Source organism: Sphingomonas sp. UYAg733 (assembly GCF_054057355.1).
This window is the reverse complement of the sequence record NZ_JBSRZE010000006.1, coordinates 169522-184968: the sequence shown is the minus strand read 5'-3', so window position 1 is coordinate 184968 and position 15447 is coordinate 169522. Positions and strand designations below refer to the sequence as shown.

The 15447-nt window shown below is 65.2% G+C and carries 23 protein-coding genes; 17 read left to right on the top strand and 6 right to left on the bottom strand.

What is annotated here, in order from left to right; genetic code table 11:
- Positions 1 to 6: 6 nt before the first annotated feature.
- The 7 genes from ACVWZA_RS12810 to ACVWZA_RS12780 all read left to right on the top strand — a co-directional run bounded on the left by ACVWZA_RS12810 (position 7) and on the right by ACVWZA_RS12780 (position 4762).
- Positions 7 to 774: a hypothetical protein gene (locus ACVWZA_RS12810; protein WP_457311612.1), complete on the top strand. Its 768-nt coding sequence runs from the start codon at positions 7 to 9 to the stop codon at positions 772 to 774.
- A 180-nt stretch (positions 775 to 954) separates the two neighbouring features.
- A complete protein-coding gene (gene crcB, locus ACVWZA_RS12805; RefSeq protein ID WP_457311611.1) occupies positions 955 to 1332 on the top strand; it encodes a fluoride efflux transporter CrcB in 378 nt (125 codons plus the stop codon).
- Positions 1329 to 2540, top strand: a complete 1212-nt coding sequence (locus ACVWZA_RS12800; RefSeq protein ID WP_457311610.1) for an RluA family pseudouridine synthase — start codon at positions 1329 to 1331, stop codon at positions 2538 to 2540. Before crcB ends, ACVWZA_RS12800 begins: the two co-directional genes overlap by 4 nt.
- A 13-nt stretch (positions 2541 to 2553) precedes the next feature.
- The gene (locus tag ACVWZA_RS12795) at positions 2554 to 3150 is read left to right on the top strand and encodes an FMN-binding negative transcriptional regulator (protein ID WP_457311608.1); all 597 of its coding nucleotides are present in this window, start codon (positions 2554 to 2556) and stop codon (positions 3148 to 3150) included.
- A complete protein-coding gene (locus ACVWZA_RS12790; protein ID WP_457311607.1) occupies positions 3147 to 3812 on the top strand; it encodes an HAD-IA family hydrolase in 666 nt (221 codons plus the stop codon). The genes ACVWZA_RS12795 and ACVWZA_RS12790 overlap by 4 nt, the downstream gene beginning before the upstream one ends.
- Positions 3813 to 3849: 37 nt before the next feature.
- Positions 3850 to 4071, top strand: a complete 222-nt coding sequence (locus tag ACVWZA_RS12785) for a hypothetical protein (protein ID WP_183109324.1) — start codon at positions 3850 to 3852, stop codon at positions 4069 to 4071.
- A 7-nt stretch (positions 4072 to 4078) separates the two neighbouring features.
- A complete protein-coding gene (locus ACVWZA_RS12780) occupies positions 4079 to 4762 on the top strand; it encodes an ATP12 family chaperone protein (RefSeq protein ID WP_457311606.1) in 684 nt (227 codons plus the stop codon).
- A 96-nt stretch (positions 4763 to 4858) separates the two neighbouring features.
- Here the strand turns inward: ACVWZA_RS12780 and ACVWZA_RS12775 are convergent, their stop codons facing one another.
- Both ACVWZA_RS12775 and gmk read right to left on the bottom strand, forming a co-directional pair.
- A complete protein-coding gene (locus ACVWZA_RS12775) occupies positions 4859 to 5302 on the bottom strand; it encodes a hypothetical protein (protein WP_457311605.1) in 444 nt (147 codons plus the stop codon).
- A 129-nt stretch (positions 5303 to 5431) separates the two neighbouring features.
- A complete protein-coding gene (gene gmk / locus ACVWZA_RS12770; protein ID WP_457311604.1) occupies positions 5432 to 6097 on the bottom strand; it encodes a guanylate kinase in 666 nt (221 codons plus the stop codon).
- Between the two features lie 19 nt (positions 6098 to 6116).
- On the opposite strand from gmk, the gene ACVWZA_RS12765 reads away from it, so the two are divergent.
- Positions 6117 to 6704, top strand: a complete 588-nt coding sequence (locus ACVWZA_RS12765; RefSeq protein ID WP_457311603.1) for a DUF2585 domain-containing protein — start codon at positions 6117 to 6119, stop codon at positions 6702 to 6704.
- Positions 6705 to 6706: 2 nt separating this feature from the next.
- On the opposite strand, the gene ACVWZA_RS12760 is transcribed toward ACVWZA_RS12765, so the two are convergent.
- The 4 genes from ACVWZA_RS12760 to ACVWZA_RS12745 all read right to left on the bottom strand — a co-directional run bounded on the left by ACVWZA_RS12760 (position 6707) and on the right by ACVWZA_RS12745 (position 9170).
- On the bottom strand, positions 6707 to 6904 hold the full coding sequence (locus ACVWZA_RS12760) for a hypothetical protein (RefSeq protein ID WP_457311602.1): 198 nt from the start codon (positions 6902 to 6904) through the stop codon (positions 6707 to 6709).
- Complete coding sequence (locus tag ACVWZA_RS12755; protein WP_457311601.1) at positions 6901 to 7119, bottom strand: hypothetical protein; 219 nt, start codon at positions 7117 to 7119, stop codon at positions 6901 to 6903. The genes ACVWZA_RS12760 and ACVWZA_RS12755 overlap by 4 nt, the downstream gene beginning before the upstream one ends.
- Positions 7120 to 7204: 85 nt before the next feature.
- Positions 7205 to 8593 (bottom strand): class II fumarate hydratase, encoded by a 1389-nt coding sequence (fumC, locus tag ACVWZA_RS12750; RefSeq protein WP_457311600.1) that lies wholly within the window; start codon positions 8591 to 8593, stop codon positions 7205 to 7207.
- 94 nt (positions 8594 to 8687) lie between these two features.
- A complete protein-coding gene (locus ACVWZA_RS12745; protein WP_457311599.1) occupies positions 8688 to 9170 on the bottom strand; it encodes an SspB family protein in 483 nt (160 codons plus the stop codon).
- Positions 9171 to 9293: 123 nt separating this feature from the next.
- On the opposite strand from ACVWZA_RS12745, the gene hisB reads away from it, so the two are divergent.
- The 9 genes from hisB to ACVWZA_RS12700 all read left to right on the top strand — a co-directional run bounded on the left by hisB (position 9294) and on the right by ACVWZA_RS12700 (position 15409).
- Positions 9294 to 9881: an imidazoleglycerol-phosphate dehydratase HisB gene (gene hisB, locus ACVWZA_RS12740; protein ID WP_457311659.1), complete on the top strand. Its 588-nt coding sequence runs from the start codon at positions 9294 to 9296 to the stop codon at positions 9879 to 9881.
- Positions 9882 to 9885: 4 nt separating this feature from the next.
- Positions 9886 to 10191: a YciI family protein gene (locus ACVWZA_RS12735; protein ID WP_457311598.1), complete on the top strand. Its 306-nt coding sequence runs from the start codon at positions 9886 to 9888 to the stop codon at positions 10189 to 10191.
- A complete protein-coding gene (gene hisH / locus ACVWZA_RS12730; protein WP_457311597.1) occupies positions 10188 to 10793 on the top strand; it encodes an imidazole glycerol phosphate synthase subunit HisH in 606 nt (201 codons plus the stop codon). Before ACVWZA_RS12735 ends, hisH begins: the two co-directional genes overlap by 4 nt.
- Positions 10794 to 10938: 145 nt before the next feature.
- Positions 10939 to 11673 carry a 1-(5-phosphoribosyl)-5-[(5-phosphoribosylamino)methylideneamino]imidazole-4-carboxamide isomerase gene (hisA, locus tag ACVWZA_RS12725; RefSeq protein ID WP_457311596.1) on the top strand — a complete coding sequence of 245 codons (735 nt, stop codon included), beginning with the start codon at positions 10939 to 10941 and terminating at the stop codon, positions 11671 to 11673.
- Positions 11674 to 11812: 139 nt separating this feature from the next.
- Positions 11813 to 12583, top strand: coding sequence for an imidazole glycerol phosphate synthase subunit HisF (gene hisF, locus ACVWZA_RS12720; protein ID WP_457311595.1), 771 nt, complete (start codon positions 11813 to 11815; stop codon positions 12581 to 12583).
- A gap of 135 nt (positions 12584 to 12718) precedes the next feature.
- The gene (locus ACVWZA_RS12715; protein WP_457311594.1) at positions 12719 to 12898 is read left to right on the top strand and encodes a hypothetical protein; all 180 of its coding nucleotides are present in this window, start codon (positions 12719 to 12721) and stop codon (positions 12896 to 12898) included.
- A gap of 31 nt (positions 12899 to 12929) precedes the next feature.
- A complete protein-coding gene (locus ACVWZA_RS12710; protein ID WP_457311593.1) occupies positions 12930 to 13250 on the top strand; it encodes a phosphoribosyl-ATP diphosphatase in 321 nt (106 codons plus the stop codon).
- Between the two features lie 74 nt (positions 13251 to 13324).
- Positions 13325 to 13702 carry a histidine triad nucleotide-binding protein gene (locus ACVWZA_RS12705; protein ID WP_457311592.1) on the top strand — a complete coding sequence of 126 codons (378 nt, stop codon included), beginning with the start codon at positions 13325 to 13327 and terminating at the stop codon, positions 13700 to 13702.
- Between the two features lie 111 nt (positions 13703 to 13813).
- Positions 13814 to 15409: an amino acid permease gene (locus ACVWZA_RS12700; protein ID WP_457311591.1), complete on the top strand. Its 1596-nt coding sequence runs from the start codon at positions 13814 to 13816 to the stop codon at positions 15407 to 15409.
- Positions 15410 to 15447: the final 38 nt, after the last annotated feature.

Genomic DNA, 15447 nt, shown 5'->3' with positions numbered 1-15447 from the left:
CGTTTTATGGTTCGCAGTCGGTATCTCTTGGCAATGGCTCTGGTCCTGCCCGTGGCGCTTGCCGCGTGCGGGCCGCGCGAGAGCGAGCGCAATCTCGATTCGCTCGACCAGGAGCTGATCGACGGCAATTCGGCGGGAAACACGCGCGACCCGGCCCTGATGAGCGCGCTGCAGGACCAGATCATGGTCGATCCGACGCTCGCATCGCAGGCCAATAACGACGCCGTCCGCCCCCCTGCCCAGCCTTATTCGGGCGCGGTCCCCGCCGACGGCATCGCCGCCGGCGCCCGGACGACCGGCACCGGGACTAGCGAAGCGGTGAAGTCCACCCCCGCGCCAAAGGCCGGCGGCTGCGCACAGTGCGACGCCGCGCGCGAATCGCTGACGCTCGGCGCACTCGCCGCGCGACAGAAGGATCCGCGCAGCGCAAGCTGTGCCAGCAAGATGCGCTATTCGACGCGCTGGGTGCAGCGCATGCCCGCCGACCTGCCGCTTTATCCAGATGCGCGGGTCAGCGAAGCGGCCGGCGCCGATGGCGAGGGCTGTGCGTTGCGCGCGGTCAGCTTCGCCACATCGGCGTCGCTGCAGAGAGTGCTCGACTGGTATTATACGCGCACCACCAATGCCGGCTATTCGGCCGAGCATGAGGCGGATGGCGCCGAACATGTCCTGGGCGGGACACGCGCCCGCGACGAAGGCGCGTTCGCCCTGTTCCTGACCAAGCGTGGCGATGGCGGTACCGACGTGGATATCGTGGCGAATAACGGCCGCTGACTTCCCTCCGTTCGCCCTGAGCTTGTCGAAGGGCAAGTCTCAAACCACCGTATGCACTTGCGGATAGCTGGGCTTCGACACGCTCAGCCCGAACGGAGGGGAGGTGGTCGATCACCGTCCGACAGACGCCACCCGCCACAATGGTTCTCTTTCCGCGCCATCCGCGCTAACGCGGGCGCCATGAATTCCCTTCTTCTCGTGATGGCCGGCGGCGCGATCGGTTCGGGCGCGCGTTTCCTGACCGGGCGAACGACGCTCGCCTGGTTCGGCCCCTCCTATCCGTGGGGCACGCTCGCGGTGAATTTGATCGGCGGTTTCCTGATGGGCGCGCTGGTCGGCACACTTGCGCGGCTTTCAGTACCGGGGGAGAATTGGCGTCTGCTGCTTGCGGTCGGCGTACTCGGCGGATTCACCACTTTCTCGGCCTTTTCCCTCGACACGGTGCTGATGCTCCAGCGCGGAGACCTGTCGATGGCCGCAATCTATGTGCTGGCGTCGGTGATCGGATCAGTCGCCGCACTGTTCGCCGGCCTCGCACTGACAAGAGTTGTAGCATGACCGATTCCCCGAAAGCCCCCAAAGCCCCGAAAACCGCCAAGGACGGCGCCAAATCGGAGCGCGCCAAGTCGGACCGCGCCAAATCGGATGGGGACAATGTCCGCCAGTTCAATGTCGGCCTCGACGATGACGGCATCCGGTTGGATCGCTGGTTCAAGCGGCATTTGCCCGACACCAGCTTCACCACCGTCGCGAAATGGGCGCGCACCGGGCAGTTGCGCATCGATGGCGCGCGCGCGACACCGGGCGATCGCATTGCCACCGGCCAGACGATCCGCGTACCGCCGGCCGAGCCGGTTCGCGAGGACGCGCCCAAGAAACGCGAACGTCCGCCGCTGAGCGACGAACAGACCGATTATATCCGCGAGATGGTGATCCACCGCGACAAGCAGGCGATCGTGCTCAACAAGCCGGCGGGCCTCGCCACGCAGGGCGGGACCAAGACGCATGAGCATGTCGATGGCCTGCTCGACGGGCTGCAGTTTGACGGCGAGAGCCGGCCCAAGCTGGTCCACCGGCTCGACAAGGACACATCCGGCGCGTTGCTGATCGCGCGCACCACGCGCGCGGCGGCGTTCTTCGCCAAATCCTTTTCCTCGCGCAGCGCAAAGAAGGTCTATTGGGCGCTGGTCGTCGGCGTGCCGGCGATCGACGACGGGATGATCGAACTGCCGATCGCCAAACAACCGGGCAGCGGCGGCGAGAAGATGCATGTCGACGAAGCCGAGGGCAGCCCGGCGCGCACCCGGTACCGGGTGATCGAGCATGCCGGAAACAATACCGCCTGGCTCGAGCTGATCCCTTATACCGGGCGCACACATCAGCTTCGTGTGCATCTTTCGGCGATCGGCCATCCGATCGTCGGCGACGGGAAATATGGCGGACAGGCCGCGTTCCTGACCGGCGCCATTTCGCGCAAGATGCATCTCCATTCGCGGCGCATCAAGATCGACCATCCCGATGGCGGCGAGATCGAAATCCAGGCCGAGCTGCCGACGCATTTCGCCGAGAGCCTGAAGCATCTCGGGTTCGACGAGATGCTCGGCAACATGATGCCGCTCGATACGCCGCCCCCGCCAAGCAAGGCGGTGAAGAAGCAGCAAGCGAAACAGCACGCCAAGAACATGCGCAAGGACCGCAAGGGCGAGCGGCGACGGCGCGGCGAGCGCACCGAGGCCCCCGCCCGCGCGCCCCGCCCCTCGCGCTAGGCACGCGAGGCCGATGCATCCCAATCCCACATTCCGCCCCGGCGATGAGGCCGGGATGCTCGACTGGGTGGTCGGGATCGGCTTCGCGCATATCTTCGTGACCACGCCGGATTTGCCGATGGTCGTTCATGCGCCGATCGTCGCGATCGGTGAGCGGCGGCTGCGCTTTCATATCGCGCGCGCCAACCGTGCGGCGCCGCACCTCGATGGCGCGCGGGTGCTGCTCAGCGTCGCGGGTGCGCAGGGATACATCACGCCGAACTGGTACGTCGCGCCGTCGCAGCAAGTGCCGACCTGGGACTATACCACGGTCGAGATCGATGGCGTGGCGCGGGTGTGCGACGATGACGCGCTGATCGAACAGCTCGACCGGCTTGCCGCGATCCACGAACCGCGCGTGATTCCGGAAAATCCCTGGACGCGCGCGAAGATGGACGAGGATCGCTTTCGCGCGATGCTGCGCGCGATCACCGCGTTCGATGTCGAGATCGACGCCGTACGCGGCACGCGCAAGCTGAGCCAGAACAAGTCCGCTGCGGACCGCGCCGGCGTTGCCGCTGGTTTACAGCGCAGCGGCCATGCCGATCTTGCGCGCGAGATTCCACAATGAACCGCCTCGCCTTGTTCGATTGCGATGGCACGCTGGTCGATAGCCAGGCCAATATCTGCCAGGCGATGGAGGAGGCATTTATGCTTCACCGGCTCGATCCACCCGGCCGGGACGACATCCGCCGCGTCGTCGGGCTGAGCCTGGTCGAAGTGATGCGCAGCCTCCTGCCCCATGCCGAGGATGCGCAGCACCGCGCGCTGGCGGAGGATTACAGGCATGTATTCCTGCGCTTGCGCACTGCGGGGGCGCTGACCGACGAGCCGCTGTTCGATGGCATGATCGAGGCGCTCGACATGTTGACAGAGTCGGGCTGGGTGTTCGGCGTGGCGACCGGCAAGTCCGATCGCGGCCTGATCCGCGTGCTCGACGAACATGGTATCCGGCCACGTTTCGTCACCCTCCAGACCGCCGACCGCCACCCGTCCAAACCGCATCCGTCGATGATCGAGACTGCGATCCGCGAAGCGGGCGCCTCCCCCGAAACGACGGTGATGATCGGCGATACAAGCTATGACATGCTGATGGCGCGGGCCGGCAATGTCCGTGCACTGGGCGTTGCATGGGGCTATCATCCCACTGACGAACTGATTGCGGCCGGGGCGCATGCGATCGCCGAGGCGGTCGCGGATTTGCCTGGGCATATGGAAACGATAAAAGCCTGACCTTCCCCGTGATATCCCACCCGTCCAAGGCACCGCAATGACCGATCCGGAAACCACCGCCCGCAACCGTTATTTCCTGATCGCCGGGTCGCGCATCGCCGGGGTCGCCGGCGCGCTGCTCGGCCTGGTGCTGATCGGCCGTGCGCAGATCCTCGAACAGAAAATTCTCGGTACCGCGATCGTGCTGTCGGCGCTGCTGATGGTCGCGATCGTGCCGCGCGCGCTCGCCCGGCGCTGGCGCAGCCCGCCCCAGGATTGAGCCGGACGTGAAGCGATTCTGGACCGATGTGGCGATCGACGCCGGGGGCGTCGTCACGCTCGACGGAAAGCCGGTGCGGACGCCCGGCCGCGCGCCGCTCGCCATTCCCTTCGCGCCGCTCGCCGAAGCGGTGGCCGATGAATGGCGCGCGGTGACCGGCGAGATCGACCCGCGCGCGATGCCGCTGACCGGCCTGGCCAACGCAGCGATAGAACGCATCGGCGCCGACCCGGCGATCTTCGCGACCGGCCTCGCTGTGTTCGCCGAAAGCGACCTGCTCTGTTACCGCGCGGAAGACCCGCCGGCGCTGGTCGAGCGCCAGGCGCTGCTATGGGATCCGCTGCTCGAATGGGCGCGCACCCGCTACGATGTGCATTTCGAGGTGGTCGCGGGGATCATGCACCGCGCGCAACCGGCGCTGACGATCGCCCGCCTGACCGACGCGATCACGGCGCGAACGCACTGGGAACTGGCCGGGCTGGCACCGATCGTGACGATCGGCGGCTCGCTGATCGCCGGCCTGGCGCTGATTGAGGATGCCGCGACCGCCGGGAGCGTATGGCGCGCGATCGAACTCGACGAGGATTGGCAGGCCGAACAATGGGGCCGCGACGACCTCTCCCTCGCCGCGCTCGAATCGCGGCGGCGGGACTTCTATGCTGGTGTGCGGTTCCTGGAGTTGATCGCTTAAGCGGTTTCAGTCGGGGTCGATCCACCCCCCGTTCGCCCCCTGGGTTCCGGACAGCAAAACGGCGCGAGGCTGTTGCTTCGCGCCGTTTCGAACCGGTCAGTTGCAGACGCGGACCGCCGTGCGCTGTCCGGAATAATTGTCCCACCGCGTTTCGACATGGCAGCGTCCATAACCGCGCTGGCCGTAACCATCCTGGCGGTCATAGCCGTTATAACCATTGTTGCGGTCATAAGCGCGACGATCGTCATAGCGGCGGTCGTTGCGACGATAATCGTTATAGTTATAGCCATCGTCGACATAGCCCTGCTGATAGCTGTCCTCGCGGTAACCGCGATCATAGCCGCGGCGGCGATCATTGCCGCTCGATGCGATCGCGGCGCCGATCGCCAGACCGGCGATCCCGGCGATGATCGCGATGCCGCCATTGTCATTGCCGCGGTGACGTCCGCCGTAACGCTGCGCCTCTGCAGGTGCGGCGGCGGTCAGGGCCGTTGCGCCGAGCGCGAGGGCGAGCGTTGCTTTGGTGAACATGGTCGTCATTGCTTCTACTCCTTAAGAGCAGCCTCGATGACCTCCGGTCGGAGCGTCGGTTCGTGCAGCTTGCCGACGTATCTGCACGAGTCGTCGTGAACCGATGCCGAATGCGCCTTGCAGCCGCGGTTCATCCGATCAGCGCAGCAGTTTGCGGATGAACCCGATGATCCCGGTCTGGCGCGAACGTTTGAGCTTCTCGGCCGCGAGGATGGTCTTCACGCATTCGAAGCATTGTTCGACATCGTCATTGACCAGGACATAGTCGTAACCGTCCCAATGGCTTACCTCATTGGCGGCGCGCGCCATGCGGGCGTTGATCACGTCGACCGAATCGGTCGCGCGCTTTTCCAGCCGGTCACGCAGGATCGGCATCGATGGCGGCAGGATGAAGACGCGAACCACGTCGCCGCCGGCCAACTGGTGGAGCTGCTGCGCGCCCTGCCAGTCGATATCGAACAATATGTCGCGCCCTTCCTCGAGCACGTGCCAGACCTGCGCCTTGGGCGTGCCGTAGCGATGGTCGAAGACATGCGCCCATTCGAGGAATTCATGGTTCGCCGCCATCTCGCGAAAGGTTTCGAGATCGACGAAGTGATAGTCCACGCCATCGACCTCTCCGGGGCGCGGCGGGCGCGTGGTGTAGGACACCGACATGCTCAGTTCCGGCTCGGCGGCGAGCAGCTTACGCGCGATGGTCGATTTGCCCGCGCCCGATGGCGAGGACAGGACGAACAGCACGCCGCGACGCTTGAACCCGTGCGGGTCGTCGGCGGACTCGAATGGCTTTGCGGAGGACGGCATGGGCGCTAATGGCGGCGCAATGGGGAAGGCGTCAAGTCACGGGCGATGGGATCGCGACAAAAGCTGGTTCGTCGCGGCGGGGCTGATCGCACTTATCGCGGTTCTGATCCTGCTCGCGATGGGGCGCACGCCGGTCTGCACCTGCGGCACGATCAGGCTGTGGCATGGCGAGGTCAATTCGCCCGAGAACAGCCAGCAATTGAGCGACTGGTATTCGCTCAGCCATTTCATCCACGGGCTGATCTTCTATGGTCTGACCTGGCTGGCCTTGCGCAGCCGGCCGGTCGGCCTGCGGCTGGCGCTGGCGGTGCTGATCGAATCCGGCTGGGAAATCCTTGAAAACTCACCGATCATCATCGACCGTTACCGCGCGGCGACGATCGCGATCGGTTATACCGGCGACAGCGTGCTCAATTCGGCATCCGACATCGCTTTCATGGCGTTCGGATTCCTGGTCGCGCGAAAGCTGCCCTGGTGGGTGAGCGTCGCGCTGGCGATTGCGCTCGAACTGCTCGCGCTGTGGGTGATTCGCGACAATCTGACGCTCAATATATGGATGCTGGTCGCGCCGAACGATGCGGTGCGCGCCTGGCAATCGGCAGGCTGAGGTCAGCCGGCTTTGCTGGCCTTGCGCCGGTCATAGGCCTTTTTCGCGACATAGGCGCCGCCCAGCGCCAGCCCGATCGGCCCGAGCCGGGTGATCACGCGGCTCGCGATCAGGCCGATCGCCGCACCTTTCAACCCGCCCTGGCCGTCGCGACGATCGATTTCCGCGCCGAGCAGCGCACCGATGAGACCGCGAATCATGCCGCTTTCTCCGGTGCGCCGAACGCCTTTTCCTTCAACTCGGCCGCACCGCGCAGCACTGCCCAGCCGACCGCATAGGTCACCGCGAGCGGCACCACGACCTTCAACACGTTCGCGGTGATCGCGCCGTAGATCGCGCCGTCCGCCGCGCCGTCATCGCCGCTCATCGAATCGATCGCGCCGCCTATCAGCGCGCCAATGGTCGTAGCACCCATGCCTGAAATCTCCGTGGTTCGTCCGCTAAGCGTTTGGCGGACCGTGGAGTTCCATCTGCCCCTCCCCGTTCCGGGGAGGATTGGGTCACACCATTTTTTCTGGCCGTACCAGGCGGTCGAAGGTCGCCGCATCGACCAGCCCAAGCGCCAGGCCGGCCTGCTTCAGCGTCAGCCCCTCCGCATGCGCGTGCTTGGCGATCTTCGCCGCATTGTCATAACCGATCTCCGGCGCGAGCGCGGTGACCAGCATCAGCGAGCGGTCGACCAGTTCGGCGATCCGCCCGCGATTGGGCTCGAGTCCGTCGACGCAGCGTTCGGCGAAACTCTCCATGCCGATGCTGAGCAGTGCGATCGAGCGCAGCACATTGGCGCCGATCAGCGGCTTGAACACGTTGAGTTCGAGATGCCCCTGCAAGCCGCCGATGGTGATCGCGACATGATTGCCGATCACCTGACCCGCGACCATCGTCAACATCTCGCACTGGGTCGGGTTGACCTTGCCGGGCATGATCGAGCTACCCGGCTCGTTCGCCGGCAGGTCGAGTTCGCCCAGCCCCGAGCGCGGCCCCGAGCCAAGCAGCCGGATATCGTTGGCGATCTTGGTCAGCGCGACCGCCAGCGTGTTGAACGTGCCCGAAAGATGCACCAGCGGATCGTTCGACGCGAGCGCCTCGAACGCGTTCTCCGCCGGCACGAAAGGCTGGCCGGTGATGCCGACCAGCGCCGCGCAGAATTCGCCGGCGAAATTCTCCGGCGCGTTCAGGCCGGTGCCGACCGCCGTACCGCCCTGCGCAAGCCGGCCGACGCCGTTCATCAGCCCGCCGTCGATGCGTTTGCCGCAGCGATAGACCTGGTTGGCATAGCCGGAAAATTCCTGACCCAGCGTCAGCGGTGTCGCATCCTGCAAATGAGTGCGCCCGATCTTGACGATATCGGCCCAGGCATCCGCCTTGGCTTGCAGCGACGCCTGCAACCGCTCCAGCGCGGGGAACAGCCGGTCGCGCACCGCCATCGCCGCCGCGATGTGCAGCGCGGTCGGGAAACTGTCATTGGACGACTGGCTCATATTGACGTGATCGTTCGGGTGGACCGGTGCCTTGCCGCCGCGCGTGCCGGTCATCACTTCATTTGCGCGTCCGGCGATCACTTCGTTGACGTTCATGTTGCTTTGCGTGCCCGAGCCGGTCTGCCAGATGACCAGTGGGAACTGATCGTCGAACTCGCCGCTGACGATTTCGGCGGCGGCAGCCTCGATCGCGTCGGCGATCTTCGCATCCAGGCCGTGCGCGCGATTGACCCGCGCCGCCGCCTGTTTGACCAGCGCCAGCGCGTGGATGATGCCGATCGGCATGCGTTCCTGCGCGCCGAACGGGAAATTCGCGATCGAACGCTGCGTCTGTGCGCCCCAATATGCGTTGGCGGGAACCTGTACGGGGCCGAGCGAGTCGGTCTCGGTGCGTGTTTGCTCAGTCATCGCTCTTCTCCGTCATCCCGGCGAAGGCCGGGATATCAGGCCGCGAGCGCGACCTTGCGGCACGAGATCCCAGCCTTCGCCGGGATGACGGCAGCTATTTCTTGCGCTTGAAATCCACCGCGACGACGTTCGATCCGTCCTCGACCGGCATGACGGTCGGGCCGTCATTCTCTGCCTCTTCATGCGGATCGGGGCCGTCGGGGCCATCCTGCGCCTGGAAGCGCAGTTCGAAATTGACCGAGGGGTCGTGGAAGCCCGTCACCGCGGCATAGGGGATGACCAGTTTCGACGGCACCTGGTTAAAGCTCAGCCCGACCGAGAAGCGCTCGTCATCGACGATCAGGTCCCAATAGCGATTCTGCATCACGATCGTCATCTCGTCGGGAAAACGCTCGATCAGCCGCTGCGGAATATCGACGCCGGCGGCCTGGGTCTTGAAGGTGATATAGAAATGATGCTCGCCGGGCAGGCCGCCATTGGCCGCGACCGAACCGAGCACGCGCCCGACCACGGCACGCAACGCCTCCTGGACGATTTCGTCATAAGGAATCAGGCTGTCGGGCAATCCATCACTCATGCGCCTTGGGTAGCGGGCTTTGGGCACTCGTCAAGATTCATGGAAAGATTGCGCAAATCAAATTGGATTCAAGGATGCGCCAAGATTGCATGCGTGGCGCGTCGCGTTATGGGGAACGCCATGATGCGCACCGCCACGATCAGCCGCTCGACCAGCGAGACCAGTATCGACGTTACCGTCAATCTCGATGGTACCGGCGTCTACACCATATCGACCGGGATCGGCTTTTTCGATCACATGCTCGAACAGCTGTCGCGCCATTCGCTGATCGACCTCGATGTGAAGACCATCGGCGACCTGCACATCGACCAGCATCACACGGTCGAGGATACCGGCATCGCGATCGGCGAAGCGGTGGCCAAGGCGCTTGGCGACAAGCGTGGCATCCGCCGTTACGGCGACGCGCTGTCGCCGATGGACGAGACGCTGACCCGCGTCGCGCTCGACATATCGGGCCGGCCGTTTCTGGTGTGGAAGACCGAATTCAGCCAGAAAAAGCTCGGCGAGATGGACACCGAGATGTTCGAACACTGGTTCCACAGCTTTTCGCAGGCGGCCGGCATCACGCTGCATGTCGAGACGCTGTACGGGCAGAACAACCATCACATCGCCGAGGCCGCGTTCAAGGGCCTGGCCCGCGCGCTGCGTACCGCGGTCGAGATCGACACGCGCAAAGCCGATGCGATCCCCAGCACCAAGGGGATGTTGTAAGGTGGTGGCACGGCCCGACGCGCCCTTGTGCATGATCCTGCTGCGCTATCTGGCGCCGCTCGATCAGGTCGATGCGCAGATGAAGGCGCATGTGGCATGGCTCGAGAAAGGCTATGCCGAGGGTATCTTTATCGTTTCGGGACGCCGCGCGCCGCGCACCGGTGGCGTGATCCTGTCGCGCGGGCATCAGCACGACGTCGAGGCGATCGTCGCGACCGACCCCTTCGTCATGTCGGGCGTGGCCGAAGCCGAAGTGATCGAGTTCGGCGCGAGCATGGCAGCGGATCGATTTGCCGCCCTGCTGATATGAACATCGCGCTGATCGACTATGGCGCGGGCAACCTCCATTCCGTCGCCAACGCGCTGAAGGCCGCCGGTGCGACCGGCATCGCCATCACCAGCGATGCGGACCTTGTGGCAAAGGCCGACCGTATCGTCCTGCCCGGTGTGGGCGCGTTCGGCGCCTGTGCGGCTGCGCTACGCGCGGTGCCCGGCATGGTCGATGCGATCGAGGCGCGCGTGCGTGGTGACGGCGTACCGTTCCTCGGCATTTGCGTCGGCATGCAATTGATGGCCGCAACCGGCGAAGAACGCGGCACGCACCGGGGGCTTGGCTGGATCGACGGCAGCGTCGGCCACCTCACCCCTGCCGACCCGGCTGCCAAGGTTCCGCATATGGGCTGGAACGATGTCGTGCCGACCCGCCCCCACGCGCTGATCGAACCGGGCGAAGCCTATTTCCTGCACAGCTATGCGTTCGCCGGCGCCGATGTGCTGGCGACGACCAACCATGGCGGCCCGGTCACCGCCGCGATCGGCCGCGACAATATGATCGGCGTGCAGTTCCACCCCGAAAAGAGCCAGGCTTATGGACTGGCATTCCTAGCGAGGTTTTTATCATGGCGGCCATGAGCATTTCCGCTCCTCCCCGGCACGGGGAGGGGGACCGCGCGCTTCTTCAGCGCGCGGTGGAGGGGGCTCTCCCCAAGCGTAACGTTGCCGGCCCACCCCCTCCACCAGCTTCGCTGGTCCCCCTCCCCGTGCCGGGGAGGATTTGATGACTCTCATCGTCTTCCCGGCCATCGACCTCAAGGCCGGGCAGGTCGTCCGCCTTGCCGAGGGCGATATGGACCGCGCGACAATCTATGGCGACGATCCCGCCGCACAGGCGATGATCTTCGCGGGACAAGGCGCGGACTATCTCCATGTCGTCGATCTCGACGGCGCATTCGCCGGTGCCTCGGTCAATGGCGACGCGGTCGCGGCGATCGTCAGCCAGTTCCCCGGCCATGTGCAGCTTGGCGGCGGCATCCGCGACCGCGCGGCGATCGAGAAATGGTTCGACCTTGGCGTGTCGCGCGTCGTGATCGGCACCGCCGCGCTGGAGAACCCGGAGCTGGTGCGCGAGGCGGCGAAGGATTTTCCCGGCGGGATCGTCGTCGCGGTCGACGCCAAGGACGGCATGGTCGCGACGCGCGGCTGGGCCGATGTCTCGACCGTCGAAGTGGTCGATATGGCGCGCCGATTCGAGGACGCCGGTGTCGCCGCCTTGTTGTTCACCGATGTCGGGCGCGACGGGATGCTGAAGGGGTGCAACGTGCAGGCGACGGTCGATCTGGCGCGCGCGGTGCGTATCCCGGTGATCGCCAGCGGCGGCGTGAAGGGCATCGCAGAGATCCATGTGCTCGCATTGCATGCGCGCGACGGGATCGAGGGCGTGATCACCGGACGGGCGCTGTACGATGGGCGGCTCGACCTGGCGGCGGCACTGAGCGTGGCGGCGGCGGCTTGAGGGTTCTGTCCGTGACGATATCCAATTCGCACTTCAGCCCTCCGTTCGTTTCGAGCGAAGTCGAGAAACCTTGCACAGCGCTTATGGCTTGTTTCTCGACTTCGCTCGAAACGAACGGATGTTGTGGGATCCCGCTGCCATGACCCTTCGCGCACGCGTGATTCCCTGCCTCGACGTCGCCAACGGCCGAGTCGTGAAGGGCGTCAATTTCGTCGACTTGCGCGATGCCGGCGATCCGGTCGAACAGGCGCGCGCTTATGACGCGGCGGGTGCCGACGAGCTTTGCTTCCTCGACATCACCGCGACGCATGAAGCGCGGGGCACGATCCTCGACGTGGTGCGGCGCACCGCCGAGGTGTGTTTCATGCCGCTGACCGTCGGCGGCGGTGTGCGCACTCCGGACGATGCGCGCGCGCTGCTGCTCGCCGGCGCAGACAAGGTCGCGGTTAATTCCGCCGCCGTCGCGCGGCCCGAACTGGTCGCCGACATGGCCGACCGCTTCGGCAGCCAATGCGTCGTCGCCTCGGTCGATGCGCGCCGCGTCGCGGATGGATGGGAAGTCTTCACTCATGGCGGCAGGCGCGCGACCGGCATCAACGCGGTCGCCCATGCGCTCAACCTGGTGCGGCTCGGCGCGGGTGAGTTGCTGGTCACATCGATGGACCGCGACGGCACGCGCGACGGTTACGACCTCGACCTGATCCGCACCATCGCCGACCAGGTCGCGGTGCCGGTCGTCGCCTCGGGCGGGGTCGGGTCGCTTGCCGATCTGGTCGCCGGGGTGTGCGAGGGTCATGCCAGCGCGGTGCTGGCCGCCTCGATCTTCCATTTCGGCGAAGCGAGCATCGCCGACGCCCATGCCGCGCTGGCGGCGGCGGGCGTGCCGGTGCGGCGGCCGGTGACCGCGTAGCAGCGCTTGCCCGACCGTTCGTTTCGAGCGAAGTCGAGAACAGGCCCAAAGCGCTGCGCAAGGTTTCTCGACTTCGCTCGAAACGAACGGAGAGAGGTACGAGTAATTTAACCGCTCGCTCCTACACCTCCCGGCATGCGCTTCCTGATCCTCGCCCTTATCGCCACGCCAGCCTTCGCCGCCCATACCGGCGTGCCGAAGATCCGCACCGGGCCGGAACTGTCCGACATCGCCTTGTTCGTGATGGCGGCGATCGGCGTCTATTTCGTGCGCCGCGCGATGCGCGCGCGTTTCGCCAGGCGCCCAAAGGATTGACCTGAAGGCCGGGCTGCGCCAGCCAGCCCGCATGGCCGAAGATTTCCTGACCACACTCGAAACCGTGATCCGCAACCGGCGCGGCGCCGACCCGGCGACCTCCTATACCGCCAGCCTGTTCGCCAGGGGGCGTGCGAAGATCGCGCAGAAACTCGGCGAGGAAGCGGTCGAGACCGTCATCGCGGCAATGCGCGACGACCGTGCCGAGCTGATCGGCGAGGCGACCGACCTGATGTTCCATTTGCTCGTGCTGCTCGCCGATGCCGGCCTCGGCCTTGACGACATCCGTGCCGAGATGATCCGGCGCGAGGGTGTGTCCGGCATCGATGAGAAAGCGGCGCGGCCGAAATAACCTATTGTGCCCAACAGGGCCTGAGAACGAACGGTTTTTCGGATAACAACCATATGCGGACCGAAAGGACAGATATGCCGATCGATGCCACCAAACCCTATGACGACCAGAATATCTTCGCGAAGATCCTGCGCGGCGAAATCCCGTCGAAGCGCGTCTATGAGGACGAGCATGCGATCGCCTTTCTCGACATCAACCCGCAGGCGCCGACGCACATTCTGGTGATTCCGCGCGGCGCTTATGTCTCGTGGGACGATTTCAGCGCGCGCGGATCGGACAGCGAGATCGCCGGCTTCGTGCGTGCAGTGGGCGAAGTGGCGCGCAGCGCCGGGCTGGTCGCACCGGGATACCGGCTGCTCGCCAATACCGGGGGCGAATCGGGTCAGGAGGTGCCGCACCTGCATGTTCATGTCTTTGCTGGCAAACCACTTGGCCCAATGCTCGTCCGATAGGTGGCGCCGATCCTCGCGCGATAGGGGATTGCACGAGGCGGTTTTGCCACTAGGCTCCGGCGCTTCGCACGGCGGCCAACGCCGGCATTATGATTTTCAGGGGATTTGTTGATGATATTCGGGCGGGTAAAATCACTCGACGCCATTCTCGCTACGGCCGAGAAGAAAGGCTTGCACCGGTCGCTCGGTGCGTTTCAGCTGACCATGCTGGGCGTCGGCGCCGTCATCGGCACCGGTATCTTCGTGTTGACATCGGAGGCGGCGCAAAAAGCCGGCCCGGGCATGCTGATCAGTTTCATGATCGCCGGCTTCGTCTGCGCGGTCGCCGCGCTGTGTTATTCGGAACTGGCCTCGATGGTACCGGTGTCCGGCTCCGCTTACACCTATACCTATGCCGTCACCGGCGAAATCCTCGCCTGGATGGTCGGCTGGGCGTTGATCCTCGAATATGCGGTTGGCGCCAGCGCGGTGGCGGTCGGCTGGTCCAATCACGCGGTCGGGTTGCTCAATGGATTAGGGTTCCACGTGCCCGCCTTCATCAGTAACGGCGACGCACTGATCGCCAAGGTGCAGATCGCCTTTGGCGCGGCGGCAACGCCCGATCTGATTACCGCGACCCAGGTCGGCGGATATTTCAACTTGCCCGCGGTGATCATCGCGGTGCTGGTCACCGGCCTGCTGATCCTCGGCACGACCGAGAGCGCACGCGTCAACGCGGTGCTCGTCGCAATCAAGATCGTCGCCCTGACCGCCTTCATCTTCCTGACCATCCCGGTCCTCAAGGCGGAGAACTTCACCCCCTTCGCGCCGACCGGCGCCACCGGCGTGCTCGGCGCCGCAGCCTCGATCTTTTTCGCTTATGTCGGCTTCGACGCGGTCTCGACCGCCGCCGAGGAAACCAAGAACCCGCAACGTAACGTGCCGATCGGCCTGATCGCCAGCCTTGGTATCTGCACCCTTTTCTATCTGCTGGTCGCGAGCGGCGCGATCGGCGCGATCGGCGCGCAGCCGGTTACGTCGCTGGCCGGCGTTGTGCTGGCGCCGGGATCGGCCGAAATGGCCGGACGTTGCGCATCGATCGTCGGCGGCGGTGCGGTCGAACCGCTGGTCTGCTCAAAGGAAGCGCTGGTTCATGTGCTCGATACGATCGGCTGGCATTCGATCGGGAGGCTGGTCGGGCTTGCCGCGGTGCTCGCGCTGCCGTCGGTCGTGCTGATGATGATGTTCGGCCAGACCCGCGTCTTCTTCGTGATGGCGCGTGACGGCCTGTTGCCGGCGAAGCTCGCCAGCGTCCATCCGCGCTTCAAGACACCGCATGTCGTGACCGCAGTCACCGGCATCGTCGTCACCATCGCGGCGGCGGTCCTGCCGGTCGGCAAGCTCGCCGACTATTCCAACTCGGGCACGCTGTTCGCCTTCATGATGGTGGCGATTTCGGTGATGGTGCTGCGGGTCAAGGATCCGTCGCGCAAGCGGCCGTTCCGCACGCCGGCGATCTGGGTCATCGCGCCGCTCGCGATCATCGGCTGTATCGGGCTTTACGTATCGCTGCCGTGGCTTGCGATCTTGGTCCTGCCGATCTGGGGTGGCATCGGCCTGCTCGTCTATTTCCTCTACAGCCGCTCGCGCAGCCATGTCGGGCGCGGCCTGGACGAGGTGAACGAGGGACTGATCAGCGACCTCGAGCCGGGCGTTCCCGGCACCTGATCGGCCTGTATCTCAACAAAAAGGGGCGCTGTCCAAGC